The organism is Streptomyces sp. IBSBF 2435 (assembly GCF_036815005.1).
Lineage (GTDB): Bacteria > Actinomycetota > Actinomycetes > Streptomycetales > Streptomycetaceae > Actinacidiphila.
On record NZ_JAJSYW010000030.1, the window covers coordinates 22,389 to 42,709 of the forward strand.

Genomic DNA, 20,321 nt, shown 5'->3' on the forward strand with positions numbered 1-20,321 from the left:
GCGCCTGCACGGGGGAGCAGGACACCGCCGGGCCTTCGGCGGGGGTGACCGGTGCCGTCCTGACCGGGACGGCAAGGGGTGTCGGCCACCTGGGGAGCGACGCTAAACCTGCCGGGGGGCGCGCCGGGCGGCACTGACCGGGACTGCCCCCTATCGGCCGACCCCTGCAAGGAAACGACCGCCGTTCGACCGGTGACCGGGCCCTGGTGCGACCCAACCTGACCGATCGGCCGTTTTTCCGGCTGCCGGCCCGGCTGGCGGCCCCGCTGCCGCGACCCGTGGAAGCGGGCCGCGGTCAGGCCACGCGGCGGGCGGTGGCGAAGGGCATCCAGCTGAGCGGGGCGACCTCGACGAACGCGCCGGTGTGCGGGGCGTGCACGATCTGGCCGTTGCCCAGGTAGATGCCCACATGGGACAGCCCGGAGTAGAAGAAGACCAGGTCACCGGGCCGCAGGTCGGCCTTCGAGACGGCGACGCCCTGCTTGGCCTGGTCGTACGTGGTCCGCCCGAGGGTGACGCCCGCGGCGCGGTAGGCCGCCCCGGTCAGGCCCGAGCAGTCGTACGAGCCGGGACCCGTGGCGCCGTAGACGTACGGCTTGCCGCGCTGGGCGAGCGCGAAGCTGATCGCGGCGGCGGCGCGGCCGGAGGCGGGCCCGCTGTAGGTGTAACTCGTGGTCGAGGTCGAGCCCTTGTGGATGGTCGCGACCTTGGCGCGCTGCTCGGCGGTGAGGCTGTTCAGCAGCTTCTGAGCGGCGGCGAGCTTGGTCTGCACCGTGTTCTTCTGGGTGGTCAGCTGCTTTTGCGCGGTGGTGAGCTGGGTCAGGCTCGCGGTGGCCTGCGCCCGCTGGATCGAGGCCTGCTCCTGCTGGATCTGGAAGTTCTTGAGCGCGTCGGCCTGGGTCGCGGACAGCTGGCTGACCATGTGCGACTGGTTCAGGAACTGCTCGGGGTCGGCGGCGAGCAGCAGCTGCACGGTCTGGTCGATACCGCCGTCGCGGTACTGCTCGCTGGCGAACTGGCCCAGAACCCGGCGCGACTCGTTCATCTGCTGGGTCTTCTGGGCGACCTGCGCGAGCAGCTGGTTGGTCTTGTCGCGCTGGGTCTCGGTCTTTTCCTTGGCCTGGTCGTAATTCTGCGTGGCGACCTCGGCCTGCTGGTTCAGGGTGTCGATCTGCGCCTTGACCTCGGTGATCGAGGGCTTGGGCTTCGCGGGAGCCGCGCTCGCGCTTTCGCTGAGCAGGGTGACCGAGGCGATGGCCGCCGCGGTGACGCCGACCGCCGCACGGGGGGCGGTCGAGGCGAGTATCCGCGGACGCGGCTTGCGGTGCGACGCCACGAAGGCGACTCCTTCCGTGAACCGCCGACCGGGTTAGCTGACGGGTTCGGGCTGGGAAGGTAGCCCTACGGGTCGAACGCTTTCCGGCGTCTGTCCCGATTCACCCCAATGGCGCGTGGTGGGTCCCCGGTTCCGGCCTGGGCCGGATTGAGCGGAGGCGGCGCGGTGCCGGCATTTTCACCGGCGGGGAACGCACCACCTAGCGGGATACCGTACTCAACTTCTCCGAAAGTTGGGACGTTTGGATTGCAACGTGACCGAAATCGCTTTGTGATCTTACGGTTTGTGATCGGCCGGTACGGATTCCGTGCGGGATCAGTACGGACGAACCGCCGCATAGATCGGCATTTCGGTGATCGGGGCGACCTTGACGACCGTTCCCGTGTGCGGAGCGTGGATCATGTTGCCGCCGCCGATGTAGAGGCCGACGTGGCTGGCGTCGCTGTAGAAGAAGATCAGGTCGCCCGGCTCCAGGTCCGACTGCGACACCCGGGTGCCGACGTCCACCTGCTCGCCCGTGGTCCGCGGCAGCCGGATGCCGGCCGCCCTGTACGCCGCCTGCGTCAGGCCCGAGCAGTCGAAGGAGTCGGGCCCCGTCGCGCCCCACACGTACGGCTTGCCCAACTGGCCGCGCGCGAAGGCGATGGCCTTGGCCGACACCGACGCGTTCGCCGGGACGGTGTGCGCGGTCGTGCCCGCGGTCGTACCGGCCTTCTCCGCCGTCTCCGCCTTGGCCTTCTCCTGCGCCGCGATGGCGGCGGCCTTCCTCCTGGCCTCCGCCTCCTGCTGGGCCTGGAGCGCCGCGAGCCGGGCCTTCTCCTGCGCGGTGAGGCTGTTCAGCAGCGTCTGGGCCGCGCCCAGCTTGGTCTGCACATCGGCCTTGGCGGTACGCAGCTGCGCCTGCTGGGTGGTCAGCGTCGCCAGGCTCTTGGCCGCCTCGATGCGCTGCTGGGTGGCCGCCGCCTGCTGCACCCGGTAGGACTCGACGGCCGACTTCTGCCGCTTGCCCAGCAGGCTCGTCAGATGCGCCTGGTCCAGCAGGTCCTGCGGGTCGTCGGCCAGCAGGAAGCGCCCGGTCGAGTCGTCACCGCCCGAGCGGTACTGCGCGGCGGCGTACTGCCCGAGCAGCCGGCGCGAGTCGTTCAGCGCCTGCGTCTTCTGCGCCGCCTGCGCCAGCAGCTTGTTGACGGTGGCGTTCTGCTGGCTCGCCTTCTCCTTGGCGCCGTTGTAGTGCTCGGTCGCCACCTCCGCCTGGTGCGTCAGCGCGTCGACCTTCGCCTTCACCTGGGCGATCGACGGCTGCGGCGCGGGGGTCGCGGGCGCGGCGCCCGCGGTCTCGGAGAACAGGGTCACGGTGGCCAGGGCGGCCGTCGTCAGCCCCACGGCGGTGCGCGGGGCGGTGAGTATCGCGGTGCGGGCCTTACGGTGCGTCGCCATTGCCGGGCGGACTCCTTCCGGATGCTGCCTGGTGCGGCACCGTAGCCGCACGTCGGCGCCGCTGGGAAGAGCGGTGTCCGATAGGCCCGATACCTTTTCGTAATCAAGTCCGGATGTCACGGAGGGTGTAAAAGGTGCTACCGGCGGGGAAGCGGGCGCCACTGTCGGTGCGGGCCTCTAGACTCGGGAGGCGATGAGCAGCCTCTTTGACGACGACTTCCTGCCCGGTCTGCACGTGGCGCCGGAACCCGCCGACCCCGACGCACCGCCGCCCCCGGAGGACTGGGGCGCTGGCGGCGGCGGGCGCGACGCGTACTACCGCAACGGCGCCCCGCGCCCGGCCACCGACCCCGCCCAGCTGCTCGAAGGGCTCAACGAGCAGCAGCGCGCGGCCGTCGAGCACTCCGGCGGGCCGCTGCTCATCGTCGCCGGCGCCGGCTCGGGCAAGACCCGGGTCCTCACCCACCGCATCGCCCACCTGCTCGCCGCCCGCGACGCCCACCCCGGCTCGATCCTCGCGATCACCTTCACCAACAAGGCCGCGGGCGAGATGAAGGAGCGGGTCGAGGAGCTGGTGGGCCCGCGCGCGAAGGTGATGTGGGTCTCCACCTTCCACAGCGCCTGCGTGCGCATCCTGCGCCGCGAGTCGAAGGTGCTCGGCTTCACCTCGTCCTTCTCGATCTACGACGCCGCCGACTCCAAGCGGCTGATGGCCCTGGTCTGCCGGGACCTCGACCTCGACCCGAAGCAGTATCCGCCGAAGTCCTTCAGCGCGAAGGTCTCCAACCTCAAGAACGAGCTGATCGACGAGGAGACCTTCGCCGGACAGGCGGAGAACAGCTTCGAGAAGAAGCTCGCCGAGGCCTACGCGCTCTACCAGGCCCGGCTGCGCGAGGCCAACGCGCTGGACTTCGACGACATCATCATGACCACCGTCAACCTGCTCCAGGCCTTCCCGGACGTGGCCGAGCACTACCGGCGGCGCTTCCGGCACGTCCTGGTCGACGAGTACCAGGACACCAACCACGCCCAGTACACCCTGGTGCGCGAGCTGGTGGGCACCGGCGAGGACACGGCGGAGCTGTGCGTCGTCGGTGACGCCGACCAGTCCATCTACGCCTTCCGCGGCGCCACCATCCGCAACATCCTCCAGTTCGAGGAGGACTACCCGGACGCCCGCACCATCCTGCTGGAGCAGAACTACCGCTCCACGCAGACCATCCTGTCCGCCGCCAACGCCGTCATCGAGCGCAACGCCGGGCGGCGCGCGAAGAACCTGTGGACCGAGTCCGGCGACGGCCCGGTCATCATCGGCTACGCCGCCGACCAGGAGCACGACGAGGCGCAGTTCGTCGCCGACGAGATAGACCGCCTCACCGACGCCGGCGACGCCCGCCCCGGCGACGTCGCCGTCTTCTACCGCACCAACGCGCAGTCCCGTGTCTTCGAAGAGGTCTTCATCCGGGTCGGCCTGCCGTACAAGGTCGTCGGCGGCGTCCGCTTCTACGAGCGGCGCGAGGTCCGAGACGTGCTCGCGTACTTGCGGGTGCTGTCCAACCCCGAGGACGGCGTACCCCTGCGGCGGATCCTCAACGTGCCCAAGCGCGGCATCGGCGACCGGGCCGAGGCGATGATCGACGCCCTCGCGCTGCGCGAGAAGATCTCCTTCGCCGCCGCCCTGCGCCGGGTGGACGAGGCCTACGGCACGGCGGCGCGCTCGGCGAACGCGGTCCGGCGGTTCAACACCCTGATGGACGAGCTGCGCACGATCGTGGAGTCGGGCGCGGGTCCCGCGGTCGTCCTGGAGGCGGTGCTCGAACGCACCGGCTATCTGGCCGAGTTGCAGGCCTCCACCGACCCGCAGGACGAGACCCGGGTGGAGAACTTGCAGGAACTCGCGGCGGTGGCGATGGAATTCGAGCAGGAGCGCGGCGACGACGAGCCAGGCACCCTGTCCGACTTCCTGGAGCGCGTCGCCCTCGTGGCCGACTCCGACCAGATCCCCGACGACGACGCGGAGGCGAACGGCGTCATCACCCTGATGACCCTGCACACCGCCAAGGGCCTGGAATTCCCGGTCGTCTTCCTCACCGGCATGGAGGACGGCGTCTTCCCGCACATGCGGGCGCTGGGCGAGGTCAAGGAGCTGGAGGAGGAGCGGCGGCTGGCCTACGTCGGCATCACCCGCGCCCGCGAACGGCTCTATCTGACCCGCTCGATGATGCGCAGCGCCTGGGGCCAGCCCGCGTACAACCCGCCGTCGCGCTTCCTTGAGGAGATCCCGGCGACGCTGATCGAGTGGAAGCGCACCGGTTCGGCCGCCGGACCGGGCGGCGGCCCGGTGTCGAAGGCGGCGGCGTCACTGTCCACGACGCTGGGCGGCGGCGGGCGGCGGGGCGGTGCCTCCGGCGGCTTCGCGACCCGGCGGTCGGCCGGCGACCGGCCGGTCATCACGCTCAAGGTGGGCGACCGCGTCACCCACGACCAGTTCGGCCTGGGCACAGTCGTCTCGGTCACCGGGCAGCCGGGCGACGAGAAGGCGACGATCGACTTCGGTGACGAGCGGCCCAAGCAGTTGCTGCTGCGCTACGCGCCGGTGCAGAAGCTGTAGGCCGGTGCCGGTGCCGGTGCCGGCTTGGGCGCAGGACCGTGGCGCTGCGGGCTTTCGGGCTCGCCGGTGCTGCGGCCCACGTGCTTACCGCGGGTCGCAGGCGTGCTTATGGCGGGTGGGGAGCGGGCTTATCGCGGGTCGAGGCCGTGCTTGAGCAGCCATGACAGCGGGTCGATCGGTGAACCGCCGTGGGGCCGTACCTCAAGGTGGAGGTGCGGGCCTGTGGTGTTGCCGGTGTTGCCCGAGTAGGCGATGACCGTACCGGCCTTCACCGAACCGCTGCGGATCTTCGTACTGCTCAGATGGCAGTACCAGGTCTCGGTGCCGTCCGGGGCGGTGACGATCGCCATGTTGCCGTAGGAGCTGTTCCACTGCGTGCGGACGGTGCCGTCCGTCACCGCCATCACCGGGGTGCCGACCATGACCGGGAAATCGATACCGGTGTGTACGGCCATCCAGTTGACGCCGGCCTGCCCGAAGTAGGCGCTCAGCCCCTTGTGCTTGACCGGCAGCACGAACTTCGGCCGCAGCGCCTCCTTGCGCGCCGCCGCCGCTGCCGCCGCGGCCTTCGCCGCCGCCTGCCGGTCCTTGAGGTCGATCCGCTCCTGCGTACGGCTGGCGCGGTCCGCGAAGTCGGTGGCGTCCTGGCTCACCCCGGCGAGCTGCCGGTCGAGCTGGGTCGTCGGCGCCTTGCCGGTGGCGGCCTGGGCATCGGTGTGCGCGCTGCCCGAGTCCCCCTGTGCCACGCCCACCCCGGTCACGGCCGCCGCGCCGACCGCCGCCACGCCCATCACGGCGACCGAGGGCACGGCGACGGTGAGCAGCGCGGAGCGCTTGGCGGGCTTGCGGCGCCTGCTGCGGGCCGCCGGGGCGCCGGGCTCGAAGCCGTCGGCGGCGTAGTCGTGCCTCTCGGCGGCGGCTTCGGGCTCCGCGGGCTCGTACGGCTCGTACGTGTACGGGTCGGGCTCGGCTGCCGCCTCGGCGCGGCCGTGGACCTCGGCCGCGAACGGCTCGGGCTCGGCGGCGTACGACACCGGGGCCTCGCGGTACGGGTCGGGCTCGGGCATCGGCGTCTGCTGCGCGTACTGGTGCTGGTCGTGCTCGTACTGCTGCTGCTCGTACGCCTGCGGCGGAAGCTGCTCGTAGACGCCGGTGTCGCCGCTGGCGTCGTAGCCGTAGCCGTACGCCGGGTACGCGCCCGAGTCCCAGTCCTGCTGCGGGTAGCTGCTCTGCTGCTGCGGCTGCTGGTACGACGCGAACTGCTGGGCGTCGTAGGTGCCGGTGTCGTAGTACGTCGCACCGGTCGGGTAGCCGTACGGGTCGTAGCTCTGCTGCGGCTGCTGCGGCTGGGCGTGCTGCTGGCCCTGGCCGTAGTCGTAGCTGTAGCCGGTGCCGTAGGCGTACTCCTGGCCCTGGCCCTGCTGCTCGGCCTGCGGCTGGCCGTAGCCGTACTGCGGAGTCTGCTGCGGGATGTACCCGTACGTCCCGGTCATGGTGTCGTCGGCGAAGACGGTGCCGACAGCTTGGTGCACGCCCGTGGAATAGGCGTCGTACGCGTAAGCGTCGTAGTCGGGGACGTGCCCCGACGGGTGACGTTTGTTCACCGCCAGCTTCTCTTTCGCCTCGGCAGCAGGAGAATTAGCGGTGACTGTAGCCGCCTCCGGGGAAGGCCACAATCTCTGCCCGTAACGTCACGTCCGGCTTGCCCGGCGTTCGGTCGATATCCGACCGTTATGTGTCCGTTATGCCGCCTCGATCGCGGGACGCAGCGGACCGGCGCCCGCGAGGGCCCGGCGGATCTCGGCCACCACCGTGCCGTGCACGGGCAGCGCGAGGTGTCCCACCCCGCTGACCTTGATGTTTTCCACCGGAAGGTCCGGGTGGACCAGGCGCGCGGTCTCCACCGGGATCATCACCTGGTCCAGGTCGCTCCAGAACGCCACGAACCGCGTACGGCACCCGGGCGCGGGCTGCGCCAGCTCGACCAGGACCTCGGAACCCGGCCGCATCTGCCGGATGATCGGATGCGGCGCCAGCACGGGCACCGCCCGGGTGCCGGCATGCGGCGTACCCAGCGTGACCAGCGTACGTACCCGCAGGTCACCGCCCAGTCGCTGAACGTAGTAGCGCGCGATCAGCCCGCCCAGGCTGTGCGCGACGATGTCCACCCGGCGGCGCCCGCTCTGCGCGCAGACCTGCTCCACGTGGCGGCCCAGCAGCTCGGCGGCGGCGCGAATGTCACCGATGAGCGGGGAGTAGTTGAACGCCTGCACCTGCGTCCATCCGTGGTGGTGCAGCGAGTGGCGCAGCACGGCGAAGGCCGAGCGGTTGTCCACGAAGCCGTGCAGCAGGAGAACCGGTGGATGCGCCCTGCCGGTGTCCCGCGCGTGGCCGCGCTCCGGGAGCATCCCGGTCGGATACAGCACCAGGTGCCCCGCCAGGACCGCCAGGTCCATCGCGGTCGCCCTGGCCAGCCCCACCCCGTGCCACAGGCGGCTTCCGGTGCCGTCCGGCTCCTCCTCCCGGCCTGCGTCCGTTCTGGCGCCGTGACCTGCGCCTTTGCCGGTGCCCTGACCTGAGCCCTGCTTCGCCCCCGACGACTGGCCGGCCATGGCCCACCTCCCGTCGCGGCCCCGGAATCCGCACTGACCCCGGTGCCATCGGAGGAACCGGCGCCCGCGGACGGGCCCGCGGATGCCGCGTCACCGCGCTCTGCGGCTGGCGAGAGCGGCAACGCGGCGTCCTGGCGGCGGCTCCTCGGAATCTCGACGGGTCGCCGGTCGGCCCGGGCGTGTCCCTCGCCCGTATGGGCCACCGTCGGCCCGACTTCTGGGGAATGTGTCCCACTGTGTGATTTCCCCCTCGGAGCCGTCCGTAAAACTGACGGGCACTGGACACGGGAGATAACGTTCGTTCACACAGGGCGGTCCGCGGCAAGCGAGGCATACACATGGAGGCAGAGATGGGTGTGTCCGGTCCGATCCGGGTAGTCGTCGCCAAACCGGGACTCGACGGCCACGACCGAGGGGCGAAGGTCATCGCCCGGGCCCTCAGGGACGCGGGCATGGAGGTCATCTACACCGGCCTCCACCAGACCCCCGAGCAGGTCGTGGACACCGCCATCCAGGAGGACGCGGACGCCATCGGCATGTCCATCCTCTCCGGCGCCCACATGACGCTCTTCGCGAAGGTCATCGAGCTGCTCAAGGACCGCGACGCGGAGGACATCAAGGTCTTCGGCGGCGGCATCATCCCCGAGGCGGACATCGCCCCGCTCAAGGCACTCGGCGTCGCCGCGATCTTCACCCCCGGCACCTCCACGGGCGACATCGTGGCCTGGGTCAACGCGAACGTCTCCTCCGCGGCAGCCTGACCCCGCGCGGATGCCCCCGCCGCCAGCCCCGACAAGGCAGCAGGGCGACGGCCCACGGCAAGCGGCACCCACCCAGGGGCGCGAGGAACTGCACGCCCAGCCTCGACGGGGCAGCAGGGCCACGGCCCACCGCAAGTGGCACCCACTTAGGGGCGCGGGGAACTGCGCGACGAGCCCACCACCGGGAGAAGGTCCCGGAGCCGGCCAGCGGGTGCAGCCCGCAGGGTCACCCAGCGCCGCCCGCAGGGCGAAGCTCATCCCACATCGCGGCTCGAAGCCTCAACGTGCTGCCCAGCCGCTGAAACGCCTCCCCCCAGTACGCGGCAGCGCCCGGCGCCCCATCAGCCGGCTCCTCCCCGGCCGAGGCCAGCGCAGCGACCTGCTCCGCGCTCGCAGGGTCGAGGCAGCGCTCGGCCAGCCCCATCACCCCGCTGAAACTCCACGGATAGCTGCCCGCGTCCCGCGCGATGTCGAGCGCGTCGGTCACCGCCCGCCCCAGCGGCGCGGCCCACGGCACCGCGCACACTCCGAGCATCTGGAACGCCTCGGACAGCCCGTGCGAGGCGATGAACGCCGCGACCCATTCCGCCCGCTCCTCCCCGGGCAGTATCGACAGCAGCTTCGCCGGGTCGCCGACCGCCCCGAGCGGTCCTGACGGTGCCGGCGGCGGCCCGAGCAGCGCCCGCGCCCACTCGGTATCCCGCTGCCGGACGGCGGCCCTGCACCAGGCCGCGTGCAGATCGGGCTGCCAGTCGTCCAGCACGGGCAGCCCGATGATCTGCTCGGGGGTGCGGCCCCCGAACCGCGCCCGCCAGGTCGCCAACGGCGCCGCGTCGACCAACTGGCCCAGCCACCACGCCCGCTCCCCGCGCCCGTTGGGCGGTCGCGGGGCGACCCCGTCCCGTTCCATCGCCGCGTCGCACTCGTAGGGCGCCTCCACCGAAATGCCGTCGGGGCCGAGGGATATGCAACTGCGCGCGCGGGCCGCCATCCGCGCGGCCAGCGCGGATTCCGGCAGCGCGGAGAGCAGTTCGGCCGCGGTCGCCCGTACGTTGCGGCTGCGGTCGCTCAGCGCCTGGTCGAGGAACGGCTCGTCCGCCGCGGACAGCCCGGTCCGCAGCGAGTCGACGAACATCAGCCGGTCCTCGGCGCGCTCGCTCTTCCACGTCGCGGCCAGCAGCGCGAGCGCGGTCGCGGGCCCGGTCAGCCGCAGTCGGCTCAGCAGGGCGATCCGCTCGGCGAACAGCCCTTCCTCCCACAGCCGTTCCGCCTGCTCGCGCCCTTCCGGGTCGGGTCCCGGAACCGCTCCCGCGCCGGCCCGCAACGCGTACTTCCAGTCCGGGTTCAGCCCGGCGAGCCAGCGCCCGCGGGGGCCGGCGAAGGCCAGCGCGTCCGCCCGCAGATCCGTCCGCGCCCGGGCCGCGTCCAGCAACGCCGGCAGTGTCTCCGGCGGGGCCGCGTAGCCCTCGCGGTGTGCCGCCGCCAGCCACTGCGGCAGCAGTTCGGCCAGATTCGGCGCCGAGCCGCGCCGGTTTCCGCTGGTGCCGCCGGCGCGGTCGGTCAGCAGCGTCTCCAGCCGGCGGCGTGCCGCGGGCGGCAACTCCGCGCGCCGGTCCTCCGGCGCCACCGTCGGCCGCTGCCCGGCCACGGCGGGCCGCAGCCCGGCCCGCCGCCGTACCGCCCCGGCCGCCGCGGCGTCCAGCAGCCCCGCGGCGGTCTCCGCCGCGTCCCCCACCACCCCGCCCGGGCGCCGCCGCTCCGTCCAGAGCAACGCGCTTCCGACGAGGTCGTCCCACCCGATGTCCATTCGAGTCCCTCCTCGTTCAGTCCCGACGATCGCGCCGCGGCTGAGCGTATGTACGTGCCCGTACCCCCGCGACCCCCTGTCGTGCCGGGTCGCCCCAGCCCGGCCCCGAGGAAATTGCCGGGTACCCCCCAGCACCTCCCAGGGCCCTGCCTCTTGTGGTGTGTCCTCCGGCCGAAGAACCGCCAGGATGCGTCACCCCCTACAGAGCGATCGGTATCGGCGACGCCCGCGTCCACCCAGCAAGGGGGCGCAGGCCGGTGGGGCCGGCCTCGGCGAACAGGGTGACGGGGCGCCCCCCGGATATGGCGGCGAGCCGCCAGTGATCGGCCCCGAGCAGCGGCACCGCCGCATCCGCGCTGTCGGCCACGTGCCAACGGTCCTGCCCGGGCAGGGGGACGACGTCGGTGAGGAGGACGGGCCACGCGTCGAGCCAGGGATCGTCGGCCAGGGCGGTGCCGTAGGAGTCGAGCGCGGGGCCGACCGCCGTGCCGGGCGGCACCTCCTCGGGCAGGCCCATGCCGTAGCGCGTGCCGAGGACCGCGCGGAGCGGCACCGCGGCCGGGTGGAAGGCCAACTCGGCATCGAGCACCGTGCCGACGCGCAGGGCGAGTTCGGGGGCCCGGCCTGCCGCACCGAAGGAGAGGACAAGAGCGAAGCGTCCCGACGCGCCGTCGTACAGCCAGATCCGCCGGGTCGTCAGCCGCTCGTCCGCCGTGTCGTACTGCGCGAGGACCAGCCACTGCCCTCTGACCAGCGGCCCCGCCAGCAATTCGGCGGAGTCGACGGTGAAGCCGATCCTGGTCCGCACCGTCTCGGCCAGCGGCGCCGGGAGCCGCTGGCGCCCGAGGAAGCCGCGGGCCAGCAGATGCAGCAGGCCCGTCTCCTCCAGCATGCGGGACGGCCAGTCACCCCCGGAGCCGGCCACCGTGCTCAGCTCGCGCACCCGGGCGGCGAGCCCGGGGGCCTGCGCGTCCACCATCCGGGCTGCGATCTCGTCCCACTGCTGATATCCGGCGCGGTCGGACCCCGCGAGACCGCTTCTCAGCAGATCGGTGAGCCGCTGCTCCAGTTCGACCGCGCCGCCCTCCACCCGGACCGCCCGGCGCTCCGCCCGCTTCTTCGCCGCTTCCTGGCCGCCCGGCGCGGCCCCGGGACCTGGCACGGCGGCGGCAGCCGCTTCCGCTTTCCTGTGGCGTGCCGCCGTCCACTGCTCGGCCCACTCCGGCTCGGCCGCCCCCGCGGCCACCGGCCCGCCATCTCCGGCCGCCCACAGCAGCAGCAGGCCCAGCGCGTGCTTGCACGGGAACTTCCGGCTCGGGCACGAGCACGCGAAAGCGGGGCCGCTCAGATCGACGACCGTCTGATAGGGCCTGCTGCCGCTGCCCGCGCACAGCCCCCACACCGCCGTGCCCGCCGCGCCCGTGCCGGACCACGGCGCGGGCGCCGCGAGCCGCGCGCCCGCCGTGCGTGATGCTGCGTCAGGTGCGAGCGCGAGCACCTGGTCCGCTGTCCACCGAGCTTCCGTGTCCTCCATGCAGACCACGCTAGGACCGACCACTGACAATCCCTCTGACCTGCGTGGATAGCGGGCTGTGACGGATTGTCAGTGGTCGGGTGCAAAGTGGGAACAGCACGGACCGAAGGGGGTCCGTTCGACGAGTGGGGGACAGCCATGACCGCTACGACGAGCGCCGCGGCCGGCGCCGAGCAGGCCCTGCGGCCGCACGCCGAGGAGGCCTTCGCGGCCGAGCTCGTCGCGCTCGCCGCCGTCGACGACCGCCCGCGCCCGGCGCGCTGGAATCTGTCCCCGTGGGCGGTCGCCACGTATCTGCTGGGAGGGACGCTGCCGGACGGCACGGTCGTCACACCCAAGTACGTGGGTCCGCGGCGGATCGTCGAGGTGGCCGTCACCACCCTGGCGACCGACCGGGCGCTGCTGCTGCTCGGGGTGCCCGGCACCGCGAAGACCTGGGTGTCGGAGCATCTGGCCGCCGCGATCAGCGGCGACTCGACCCTGCTCGTCCAGGGCACCGCGGGCACCCCCGAGGAGGCGATCCGCTACGGGTGGAATTACGCCCAGCTGCTCACCCACGGCCCGAGCACTGCCGCGCTGGTGCACAGTCCGGTGATGCGGGCGATGGCCGAGGGCCGGATCGCCCGGGTGGAGGAGCTGACCCGTATCCCGGCCGATGTGCAGGACGCGCTGATCACGATCCTGTCGGAGAAGACGCTGCCGATCCCCGAGCTGGGCACGGAGACACAGGCCGTCCGCGGCTTCAACCTCATCGCGACCGCCAACAACCGCGACCGCGGGGTCAACGACCTGTCGAGCGCGCTGCGCCGCCGGTTCAACACGGTGGTGCTGCCGCTGCCCGCGAGCGCGGAGGACGAGGTGGAGATCGTGTCGCGCCGGGTCGAGCAGATCGGCCGCGGCCTCGACCTGCCGGCCGCGCCCCGGGGCGCCGACGAGATCCGCCGGGTCGTCACGGTCTTCCGTGAACTCCGCGGCGGCGTCACGGAGGACGGCCGTACCAAGATCAAGTCCCCCTCGGGCACGCTGTCGACGGCCGAGGCGATCTCGGTGGTGACCAACGGCCTCGCGCTGGCGGCGCATTTCGGCGACGGGGTGCTGCGCGCGGGCGACATCGCGGCCGGCGTCCTCGGCGCCGTCGTGCGCGACCCGGCGGCGGACCGCCTGGTGTGGCTGGAGTATCTGGAGACGGTGATCAGGGAGCGGGACGGCTGGAAGGACTTCTACCGTGCCTGCCGCGAGGTGACGTCATGACGCCGCCGACCGCCCCGGGTCCGGCCGTGTCGGACGCCGCCGACCGCGCGGCGGCCACTGCGGCGGCGCATACGGCCGGCGCCGACGTCCCGGAGGGCGTCGTCCTGCTGGGGGTGCGGCATCACGGGCCGGGGTCCGCGCGGGCGGTGCTGGCCGCGTTGGACGCGTACCGGCCGCAGGCGGTCCTGATCGAGGGGCCGCCGGAGGCCGACGTGCTGGTCGCGCTGGCCGCCGACCCCGCGATGCGCCCGCCGGTGGCGCTGCTGGCCCATGTGGTGGACGACGCGGCGCGGGCCGCCTTCTGGCCGTTCGCCGAGTTCTCGCCCGAGTGGGTCGCGCTGCGCTGGGCCGCGAAGGCGGGCGCCGAGGTCCGCTTCATCGACCTGCCGGCCGCCCACAGCCTGGCCCTGCGCGCGCCGACCGGCGAGGAGCCCGCACCGCCCGCCGTCCCCGAGGGTGTCCCGGCGGCGCCCGGCGCGGGTCCTGGCGGCATCGACGTGCGGGTCGACCCGCTGGCGGTGCTGGCGGAGACGGCCGGGTACGACGACCCGGAGCGCTGGTGGGAGGACGCGGTCGAGCACCGGGGCGGGGCGGACGAGGGTGATCCGCTGGCGCCGTTCGCCGCGCTCGCCGAGGCGATGGCCGCGATCCGCGCGCTCCACGGGGACGGCGGGCACGACCAGGACCCGGTGCGGGAGGCGCATATGCGGCTCCGGCTGCGCGAGGCACGGCGGGCGTACGAACGGACGGCTGTGGTGTGCGGGGCGTGGCATGTGCCCGCGCTCGCCGGGCGTACGGCGGTGGCCGCGGACCGACAGCTGCTCAAAGGGCTGCCGAAGGCGAAGGTCGAGACGACGTGGGTGCCGTGGACGCACCGCAGGCTGGCCCGGGCGAGCGGATACGGCGCGGGGATCGACTCGCCGGGCTGGTATCGGCATCTGTTCACCGCCGCCGACCGGCCGGTCACCCGGTGGATGACCAAGGTCGCGGGGCTGCTGCGGGAGGAGGACCTGCCGGTCTCGTCGGCGCATGTCATCGAGGCGGTGCGGCTCGCCGAGACGCTCGCGGCGATGCGCGGCCGTCCGCTGGCCGGGCTCGGCGAGACGACGGACGCGATCCGGGCCGTGATGTGCGACGGCTCCGATGTGCCGCTGGCGCTGATAAGGGACCGGCTGGTGGTCGGCGATGTGCTCGGCGAGGTGCCGCCGGACGCGCCCGCGGTGCCGCTGGCCCGCGACCTGGCCAGGGAGCAGCGTACTTTGCGGTTGAAGCCCGAGGCGCTGGACCGCGAGCTGGATCTGGACCTGCGCAAGGACATTGACGCGGCCCGCAGCCGGCTGCTGCACCGGCTGGCGCTGCTCGGCGTCGGCTGGGGCGAGCCGGCCAGGGGCCGGGACGGCAAGGGCACCTTCCGGGAGACCTGGCGGCTGCGCTGGGAGCCGGAGTTGGCGGTGCGGGTCGCCGAGGCCGGGATATGGGGGACGACGGTGGCGTCGGCGGCCACGGCGAAGGCGGAGGACGCAGCGGCGCATTCCGCCACGCTCGCCGAGGTCACCGCCGCAGCCGAGGCGTGCCTGCTGGCCGGGCTGCCGGACGCGCTGCCCGTGGTGATGCGGGTGCTGGCCGACCGGGCGGCCCTGGACACCGATGTCGCGCACCTGGCGGCGGCGCTGCCCGCGCTGGTGCGGGCGGTGCGTTACGGGGATGTGCGCGGCACGGACTCGGCAGCGCTCGGCGAGGTCGCGGAGGGCCTGGCGCTGCGGATCTGCGTCGGGCTGCCGCCGGCCTGCACGGGTCTGGACGCGGACAGTGCCGCGGCCGTGCGCGCGCAGGTGGACGAGGTGCACCGGGCGGTCGCCCTGCTCCCGGACCCGGCGCTGCGGGACCGCTGGGCCGCCGCCCTGCGCACCCTGGCCGACCGCGACGAGGCGATACCGGGGCTGCTGCGCGGAGCCGCCGCCCGGCTGCTGCTGGACGACGGGCGGCTGGACGCGGAGCAGGCCGCCCGGCTGATGGGCCTGGCGCTGTCCGCGGGGACGGGACCGGCGGAGTCGGCGGGCTGGATCGAGGGCTTCCTCGCAGGCGGCGGAATGCTGCTGGTGCACGACGAGAAGCTGCTGGCGCTGGTGGACGGCTGGCTCGGCGGGGTGACGGCGGAGGCGTTCAGCGATGTGCTGCCGCTGCTGCGGCGGACGTTCGCCGAGTTCGAGCCGGGGGTGCGGCGCACGGTCGGCGAGCTGGCGCGGCGCGGGCCGTCGGCGGTACGGCGGCGGGGCGGAGAGGCGGCGGAGCCGGGGCTGCCCGGTTTCGGCACCACCCTCGACCCGGCCCGCGCGGAGGCGGCGGCGCACACCGTACGGCTGCTGCTGGGCACGACGACGACGACCGATCTGGGCACGCACGGGGATGGGGGAGCGGACGATGACTGACACGGGGGGCGCCGCGAGCGCCGAGTACGCCGACGAGCGGCTGCGGCGCTGGCGGCTGGTGCTGGGCGGCGGTCCGGCGTCCGACGGCACGGGTTACGAGCTGGCGGGGCGTGACGCGGCGATGGACCGCACGCTCACCGCGCTGTACGGCTCGGGTGGCGCGGGCGGGCAGCCGGGCCGGGCCGGCGAGCGTACGGCCGGGCTCGGCGGGTCGGCGCCGCAGGTCGCCCGCTGGCTCGGCGATATCCGCCGGTATTTCCCCAGTTCCGTCGTCCAGGTCATGCAGCGGGACGCCATCGACCGGCTCGGGCTGTCGGCGCTGCTGCTGGAGCCCGAGATGCTGGAGGCGGTGGAGGCCGACGTCCACCTGGTCGGCACCCTGCTGTCGCTGAACAAGGCGATGCCCGAGACGACCCGGGAGACCGCGCGGGCCGTGGTCAGGAAGGTGGTCGACGACCTGGAGTCACGGCTCGCGACCCGCACCCGGGCCACGCTGACCGGGGCGCTCGACCGGTCGGCGAAGGTCAGCAGGCCCCGGCACGGCGACATCGACTGGGACCGCACCATCTGCGCCAACCTCCAGCACTATCTGCCCGAGCACGGCACGGTCGTCCCGCAGCGGCTGATCGGCTACGGTCGCGCGGACCGGTCGGTGAAGAAGGACGTGGTGCTGTGCGTCGACCAGTCCGGATCGATGGCCGCGTCCGTCGTCTACGCGTCGGTCTTCGGCGCGGTCCTCGCCTCGATGCGGTCCATCAACACCCGCCTCGTGGTCTTCGACACCGCGGTGGTGGACCTGACCGAGCAACTGGACGACCCGGTCGACGTGCTGTTCGGCACCCAGCTGGGCGGCGGCACCGACATCAACCGGGCGCTGGCGTACTGCCAGTCGCTCATCACCCGTCCGGCGGAAAGCGTGGTCGTACTGATCAGCGACCTCTACGAGGGCGGCATCCGGGACGAGATGCTGAAAAGGGTGGCCGCGATGAAGGCGTCGGGGGTGCAGTTCGTGGCGCTGCTCGCACTGTCCGACGAGGGCGCCCCCGCCTACGACCGGGAGCACGCGGCAGCGCTGGCCGCGCTCGGCGCCCCCGCCTTCGCCTGCACGCCCGACCTCTTCCCCGAGGTGATGGCCGCCGCCATCGAGAAGCGCCGGATCCCGATACCCGAGGCGTGACCCCCGGGAAGCGCACGGCGATCTGTGACCGTTCTCACCGCTCGCAACCGATCAGCGATTTAGGACGCGCCCGTGCACGGCGATAACCTGCAAGACGGACATGCCGCGTACTCGGACACCGCGTGCGCTTCCCTGGTGACAGCTGGTGACGTGCGGTCGCCCTGCCCGTAGCGGCACGCCCAGCCGGCAGGCGGCGCTGCACTCATGGCGGCAGCCTCCTGCCGACGCCGGAGTGACATCCAGCCTTACTTCCAGCGGATTCCAGGGAAAAGGGAGACGGACGCGCGTGGACCTGTTCGAGTATCAGGCGAGGGATCTCTTCGCCAAGCACGGTGTACCGGTGCTGGCCGGTGAAGTCATCGACAAGCCTGAAGCGGCACGCGCGGCGGCGGAGCGACTCGGCGGCCGAGCGGTCGTCAAGGCGCAGGTCAAGGTAGGCGGCCGCGGCAAGGCCGGCGGCGTGAAGCTGGCCGCTGACCCGGCCGACGCGGTGGCCAAGGCCGAGGCCATCCTCGGTATGGACATCAAGGGCCACACCGTCCAGAAGGTGATGCTCGCCGAGACCGCGGACATCAAGGAGGAGTACTACGTCTCCTTCCTGCTGGACCGCACCAACCGCACCTTCCTGGCCATGGCGTCGGTCGAGGGCGGCGTCGAGATCGAGGTCGTCGCCGAGGAGAACCCTGACGCGCTCGCCAAGGTCGCGGTGGACGCCCTGGAGGGCGTGACCCCGCAGAAGGCCGCCGAGATCGTCGCCGCGGCGAAGTTCCCGGCCGACATCGCCGACCAGGTCGCCGATGTGCTCCAGCAGCTGTGGACCGTCTTCATCAAGGAAGACGCCCTGCTGGTCGAGGTCAACCCGCTGGTCAAGACCGGCGAGGGCAGGATCGTCGCGCTCGACGGCAAGGTCTCGCTCGACGAGAACGCCGCCTTCCGGCAGCCCGAGCACGAGGCGCTGGAGGACAAGGCCGCCGCCAACCCGCTGGAGGCCAAGGCCAAGGCCAAGGGCCTCAACTACGTCAAGCTCGACGGCCAGGTCGGCATCATCGGCAATGGCGCGGGCCTGGTCATGTCCACCCTCGACGTCGTCGCCTACGCCGGTGAGGCGCACGGCGGCGTCAAGCCCGCCAACTTCCTGGACATCGGCGGCGGCGCCTCCGCCGAGGTCATGGCCAACGGCCTGGAGATCATCCTCGGCGACCCGGACGTGCGGTCGGTGTTCGTCAACGTCTTCGGCGGCATCACCGCCTGCGACGAGGTCGCCAACGGCATCGTGCAGGCGCTGGAACTGCTCAAGTCCAAGGGCGAGGAAGTCACCAAGCCGCTGGTCGTGCGTCTGGACGGCAACAACGCGGAGCTGGGTCGGAAGATCCTTTCCGACGCGAACCACCCCCTGGTCCAGCGGGTGGACACCATGGACGGCGCGGCCGACAAGGCCGCCGAGCTGGCCGCGAAGTAAGGGACGAGGACACAAGACAACCATGGCTATCTTCCTCACCAAGGACAGCAAGGTCATCGTCCAGGGCATGACCGGCGCCACCGGCATGAAGCACACCACGCTGATGCTCGGCGACGGCACGAACATCGTCGGCGGTGTCAACCCGCGCAAGGCCGGCACCACCGTCACCTTCGACCAGGGCCGCGAGGTCCCGGTCTTCGGCAGCGTCAAGGAGGCCATCGAGGCCACCGGCGCGGACGTGACGGTCATCTTCGTCCCGGAGAAGTTCACCAAGGACGCCGTGGTCGAGGCCATCGAGGCCGAGATCCCGCTGGCCGTCGTCATCACCGAGGGCGTCGCGGTGCACGACTCCGCCGCGTTCTGGGCGCTGGCCCAGCAGAAGGGCAACAAGACCCGCATCATCGGCCCGAACTGCCCCGGCCTGATCACCCCCGGCCAGTCCAACGCCGGCATCATCCCGGGCGACATCACCAAGCCCGGACGCATCGGCCTGGTGTCGAAGTCCGGCACTCTGACGTACCAGATGATGTACGAGCTGCGGGACATCGGCTTCTCGTCCGCGGTCGGCATCGGCGGCGACCCGGTCATCGGCACCACGCACATCGACGCGCTCGCCGCGTTCGAGGCCGACCCCGACACCGACCTGATCGTGATGATCGGTGAGATCGGCGGCGACGCCGAGGAGCGGGCCGCGGCCTACATCGAGAAGAACGTGACGAAGCCGGTCGTCGGCTACGTCGCCGGGTTCACCGCGCCCGAGGGCAAGACCATGGGCCACGCCGGCGCCATCGTCTCCGGCTCCTCCGGCACGGCGCAGGCCAAGAAGGAGGCCCTGGAGGCCGCGGGCGTCAAGGTCGGCAAGACCCCGTCCGAGACCGCCCGGCTGGCCCGCGAGATCCTCGTCGGCTGACGTCAGGCTGCTTGCCAGGCCGTTCGTCCGGCCTACGACGGCGTGGACCCGGAGCGGGTCCACGCCGTCGTCGTGCCGTACGTCAGGTGCCCGCCGGCTGCTCGGCCCGCTGCTGGTGCGCGGGGCCGCGCGGGGGCGGGGCGGCCTGCTGCGGCCCCGCGACCATGCACACGAGGGTGGCCAGCACGAGCCCGCCGGCCATCGCGAGGACCCCGGCCGTACGCCGCCGCGTCCCGCGCTCGCTCGCGGCCCGTACGCCCGACGGCGCATCATCGGGGACGTCCGGCTCCGCCGCCAGCAGGGCGGCCAGGAGGGCCGTCGCGTCGCCGCCGTCGTAGTCGTCGGGCGCCGCCGCGGCCAACTCCCGCCGAGCGCCGATGATCCGGGACGCGGCGGCCGTCGTGCTCGACTCGGCCTCGGCGGCCGTTTCCGCCAGGGTCAGCCCCAGCCCGTCGTGCAGCAGCAGCGCCCGCCGCCGCTCCGGCCGCAGCCGCACCAGCGCCTGCGGCAGCCCGGCCCCGGCTGTCGGCCGGGCCTTGCGCCGCCCCGGCAGCCGCTGCTGCCAGGGTGCCAGCGCGTACGTGTGCGCGGCTGCCCGCACCCATCCCACCGGGTCGCTGTCCCGCGCCACCTCGGGCCACTGCTGCCAGGCCGCGTCGAACGCCCGCTGCACGGCGCGCCCGGCCAGTGCCCGGTCCCCGGTCAGCACGGCGACCTGCCGCCGCAGGTCGGCGGCGCTGCGCCGGTAGAGCGCGTCGAACGCGTCCGCGGGGGCGGCGGTGTCGGCTGGTGTTCGCGCTTGTGCTGGCGCGAGGACGGTCGCGCCGACCGGCCGGTAGACGATCCGCACGCGTACGGGACCGGGCGCGGGCCTCCGCGGACGGTCGGTCAGGGGACCCGGCTTGCGCGGACGGGAGGTCTTGGGGCCGGGCGGGGGAGCGGGAGGCGTGACGTTCGCGAACCCGTGCGGGTGCGCTGCGCCGGCTCGGGTGGAGGG

14 protein-coding genes and 1 riboswitch are annotated in these 20,321 nt (G+C 72.8%); of the genes, 7 read left to right on the forward strand and 7 right to left on the reverse strand.

Annotation, left to right across the window (positions count from 1 at the left end; genetic code table 11):
* Positions 1–295 precede the first annotated feature (295 nt).
* Complete coding sequence (locus V7E46_RS08700; RefSeq protein WP_333767879.1) at positions 296–1,336, reverse strand: C40 family peptidase; 1,041 nt, start codon at positions 1,334–1,336, stop codon at positions 296–298.
* Between the two features lie 7 nt (positions 1,337–1,343).
* Positions 1,344–1,500, reverse strand: a riboswitch (cyclic di-AMP (ydaO/yuaA leader).
* A 151-nt stretch (positions 1,501–1,651) separates the two neighbouring features.
* Entirely contained in the window at positions 1,652–2,773 is a 1,122-nt protein-coding gene (locus tag V7E46_RS08705) for a C40 family peptidase (RefSeq protein WP_333767880.1), read from the reverse strand.
* A 193-nt stretch (positions 2,774–2,966) separates the two neighbouring features.
* On the opposite strand from V7E46_RS08705, the gene pcrA reads away from it, so the two are divergent.
* Entirely contained in the window at positions 2,967–5,384 is a 2,418-nt protein-coding gene (gene pcrA, locus V7E46_RS08710; protein ID WP_333767881.1) for a DNA helicase PcrA, read from the forward strand.
* A 128-nt stretch (positions 5,385–5,512) separates the two neighbouring features.
* On the opposite strand, the gene V7E46_RS08715 is transcribed toward pcrA, so the two are convergent.
* Positions 5,513–6,988, reverse strand: coding sequence for a M23 family metallopeptidase (locus V7E46_RS08715; RefSeq protein ID WP_333767882.1), 1,476 nt, complete (start codon positions 6,986–6,988; stop codon positions 5,513–5,515).
* A gap of 138 nt (positions 6,989–7,126) precedes the next feature.
* Positions 7,127–7,840 (reverse strand): esterase/lipase family protein, encoded by a 714-nt coding sequence (locus V7E46_RS08720; protein ID WP_333767890.1) that lies wholly within the window; start codon positions 7,838–7,840, stop codon positions 7,127–7,129.
* A gap of 506 nt (positions 7,841–8,346) precedes the next feature.
* Between V7E46_RS08720 and V7E46_RS08725 the strand changes: the two genes are divergently transcribed.
* Complete coding sequence (locus V7E46_RS08725) at positions 8,347–8,757, forward strand: cobalamin B12-binding domain-containing protein (RefSeq protein WP_329175440.1); 411 nt, start codon at positions 8,347–8,349, stop codon at positions 8,755–8,757.
* 226 nt (positions 8,758–8,983) lie between these two features.
* Here V7E46_RS08725 and V7E46_RS08730 read toward each other — a convergent pair whose 3' ends face one another.
* Positions 8,984–10,564 carry a DUF5691 domain-containing protein gene (locus V7E46_RS08730; protein ID WP_333767883.1) on the reverse strand — a complete coding sequence of 527 codons (1,581 nt, stop codon included), beginning with the start codon at positions 10,562–10,564 and terminating at the stop codon, positions 8,984–8,986.
* 199 nt (positions 10,565–10,763) lie between these two features.
* Positions 10,764–12,098: an SWIM zinc finger family protein gene (locus V7E46_RS08735; RefSeq protein WP_333767884.1), complete on the reverse strand. Its 1,335-nt coding sequence runs from the start codon at positions 12,096–12,098 to the stop codon at positions 10,764–10,766.
* Between the two features lie 138 nt (positions 12,099–12,236).
* Here V7E46_RS08735 and V7E46_RS08740 point away from each other — a divergent pair, with 138 nt between their 5' ends.
* The 5 genes from V7E46_RS08740 (at position 12,237) to sucD (ending at position 19,324) form a co-directional block, all read left to right on the forward strand.
* Entirely contained in the window at positions 12,237–13,349 is a 1,113-nt protein-coding gene (locus V7E46_RS08740; RefSeq protein WP_333767885.1) for an ATP-binding protein, read from the forward strand.
* Positions 13,346–15,778 carry a DUF5682 family protein gene (locus V7E46_RS08745; protein WP_333767886.1) on the forward strand — a complete coding sequence of 811 codons (2,433 nt, stop codon included), beginning with the start codon at positions 13,346–13,348 and terminating at the stop codon, positions 15,776–15,778. The genes V7E46_RS08740 and V7E46_RS08745 overlap by 4 nt, the downstream gene beginning before the upstream one ends.
* The gene (locus V7E46_RS08750; RefSeq protein ID WP_333767887.1) at positions 15,771–16,955 is read left to right on the forward strand and encodes a VWA domain-containing protein; all 1,185 of its coding nucleotides are present in this window, start codon (positions 15,771–15,773) and stop codon (positions 16,953–16,955) included. The genes V7E46_RS08745 and V7E46_RS08750 overlap by 8 nt, the downstream gene beginning before the upstream one ends.
* A gap of 286 nt (positions 16,956–17,241) precedes the next feature.
* On the forward strand, positions 17,242–18,414 hold the full coding sequence (gene sucC, locus V7E46_RS08755) for an ADP-forming succinate--CoA ligase subunit beta (protein WP_333767888.1): 1,173 nt from the start codon (positions 17,242–17,244) through the stop codon (positions 18,412–18,414).
* A 22-nt stretch (positions 18,415–18,436) separates the two neighbouring features.
* Positions 18,437–19,324 carry a succinate--CoA ligase subunit alpha gene (gene sucD, locus V7E46_RS08760; RefSeq protein WP_329175427.1) on the forward strand — a complete coding sequence of 296 codons (888 nt, stop codon included), beginning with the start codon at positions 18,437–18,439 and terminating at the stop codon, positions 19,322–19,324.
* Positions 19,325–19,406: 82 nt separating this feature from the next.
* Here the strand turns inward: sucD and V7E46_RS08765 are convergent.
* A partial coding sequence (locus V7E46_RS08765) for an RNA polymerase sigma factor (RefSeq protein WP_443054090.1) occupies positions 19,407–20,321 on the reverse strand: 915 nt, incomplete at its 5' end.

Bases quoted from the DNA above. Each gene is read 5' to 3' on its own strand.
- V7E46_RS08705 (WP_333767880.1), bottom strand. From the start codon at position 2,773: ATGGCGACGCACCGTAAGGCCCGCACCGCGATACTCACCGCCCCGCGC.
- pcrA (WP_333767881.1), top strand. From the start codon at position 2,967: ATGAGCAGCCTCTTTGACGACGACTTCCTGCCCGGTCTGCACGTGGCG.
- V7E46_RS08720 (WP_333767890.1), bottom strand. From the start codon at position 7,840: ATGGACCTGGCGGTCCTGGCGGGGCACCTGGTGCTGTATCCGACCGGG.
- V7E46_RS08725 (WP_329175440.1), top strand. From the start codon at position 8,347: ATGGGTGTGTCCGGTCCGATCCGGGTAGTCGTCGCCAAACCGGGACTC.
- V7E46_RS08730 (WP_333767883.1), bottom strand. From the start codon at position 10,564: ATGGACATCGGGTGGGACGACCTCGTCGGAAGCGCGTTGCTCTGGACG.
- V7E46_RS08735 (WP_333767884.1), bottom strand. From the start codon at position 12,098: ATGGAGGACACGGAAGCTCGGTGGACAGCGGACCAGGTGCTCGCGCTC.
- V7E46_RS08740 (WP_333767885.1), top strand. From the start codon at position 12,237: ATGACCGCTACGACGAGCGCCGCGGCCGGCGCCGAGCAGGCCCTGCGG.
- V7E46_RS08745 (WP_333767886.1), top strand. From the start codon at position 13,346: ATGACGCCGCCGACCGCCCCGGGTCCGGCCGTGTCGGACGCCGCCGAC.
- V7E46_RS08750 (WP_333767887.1), top strand. From the start codon at position 15,771: ATGACTGACACGGGGGGCGCCGCGAGCGCCGAGTACGCCGACGAGCGG.
- sucD (WP_329175427.1), top strand. From the start codon at position 18,437: ATGGCTATCTTCCTCACCAAGGACAGCAAGGTCATCGTCCAGGGCATG.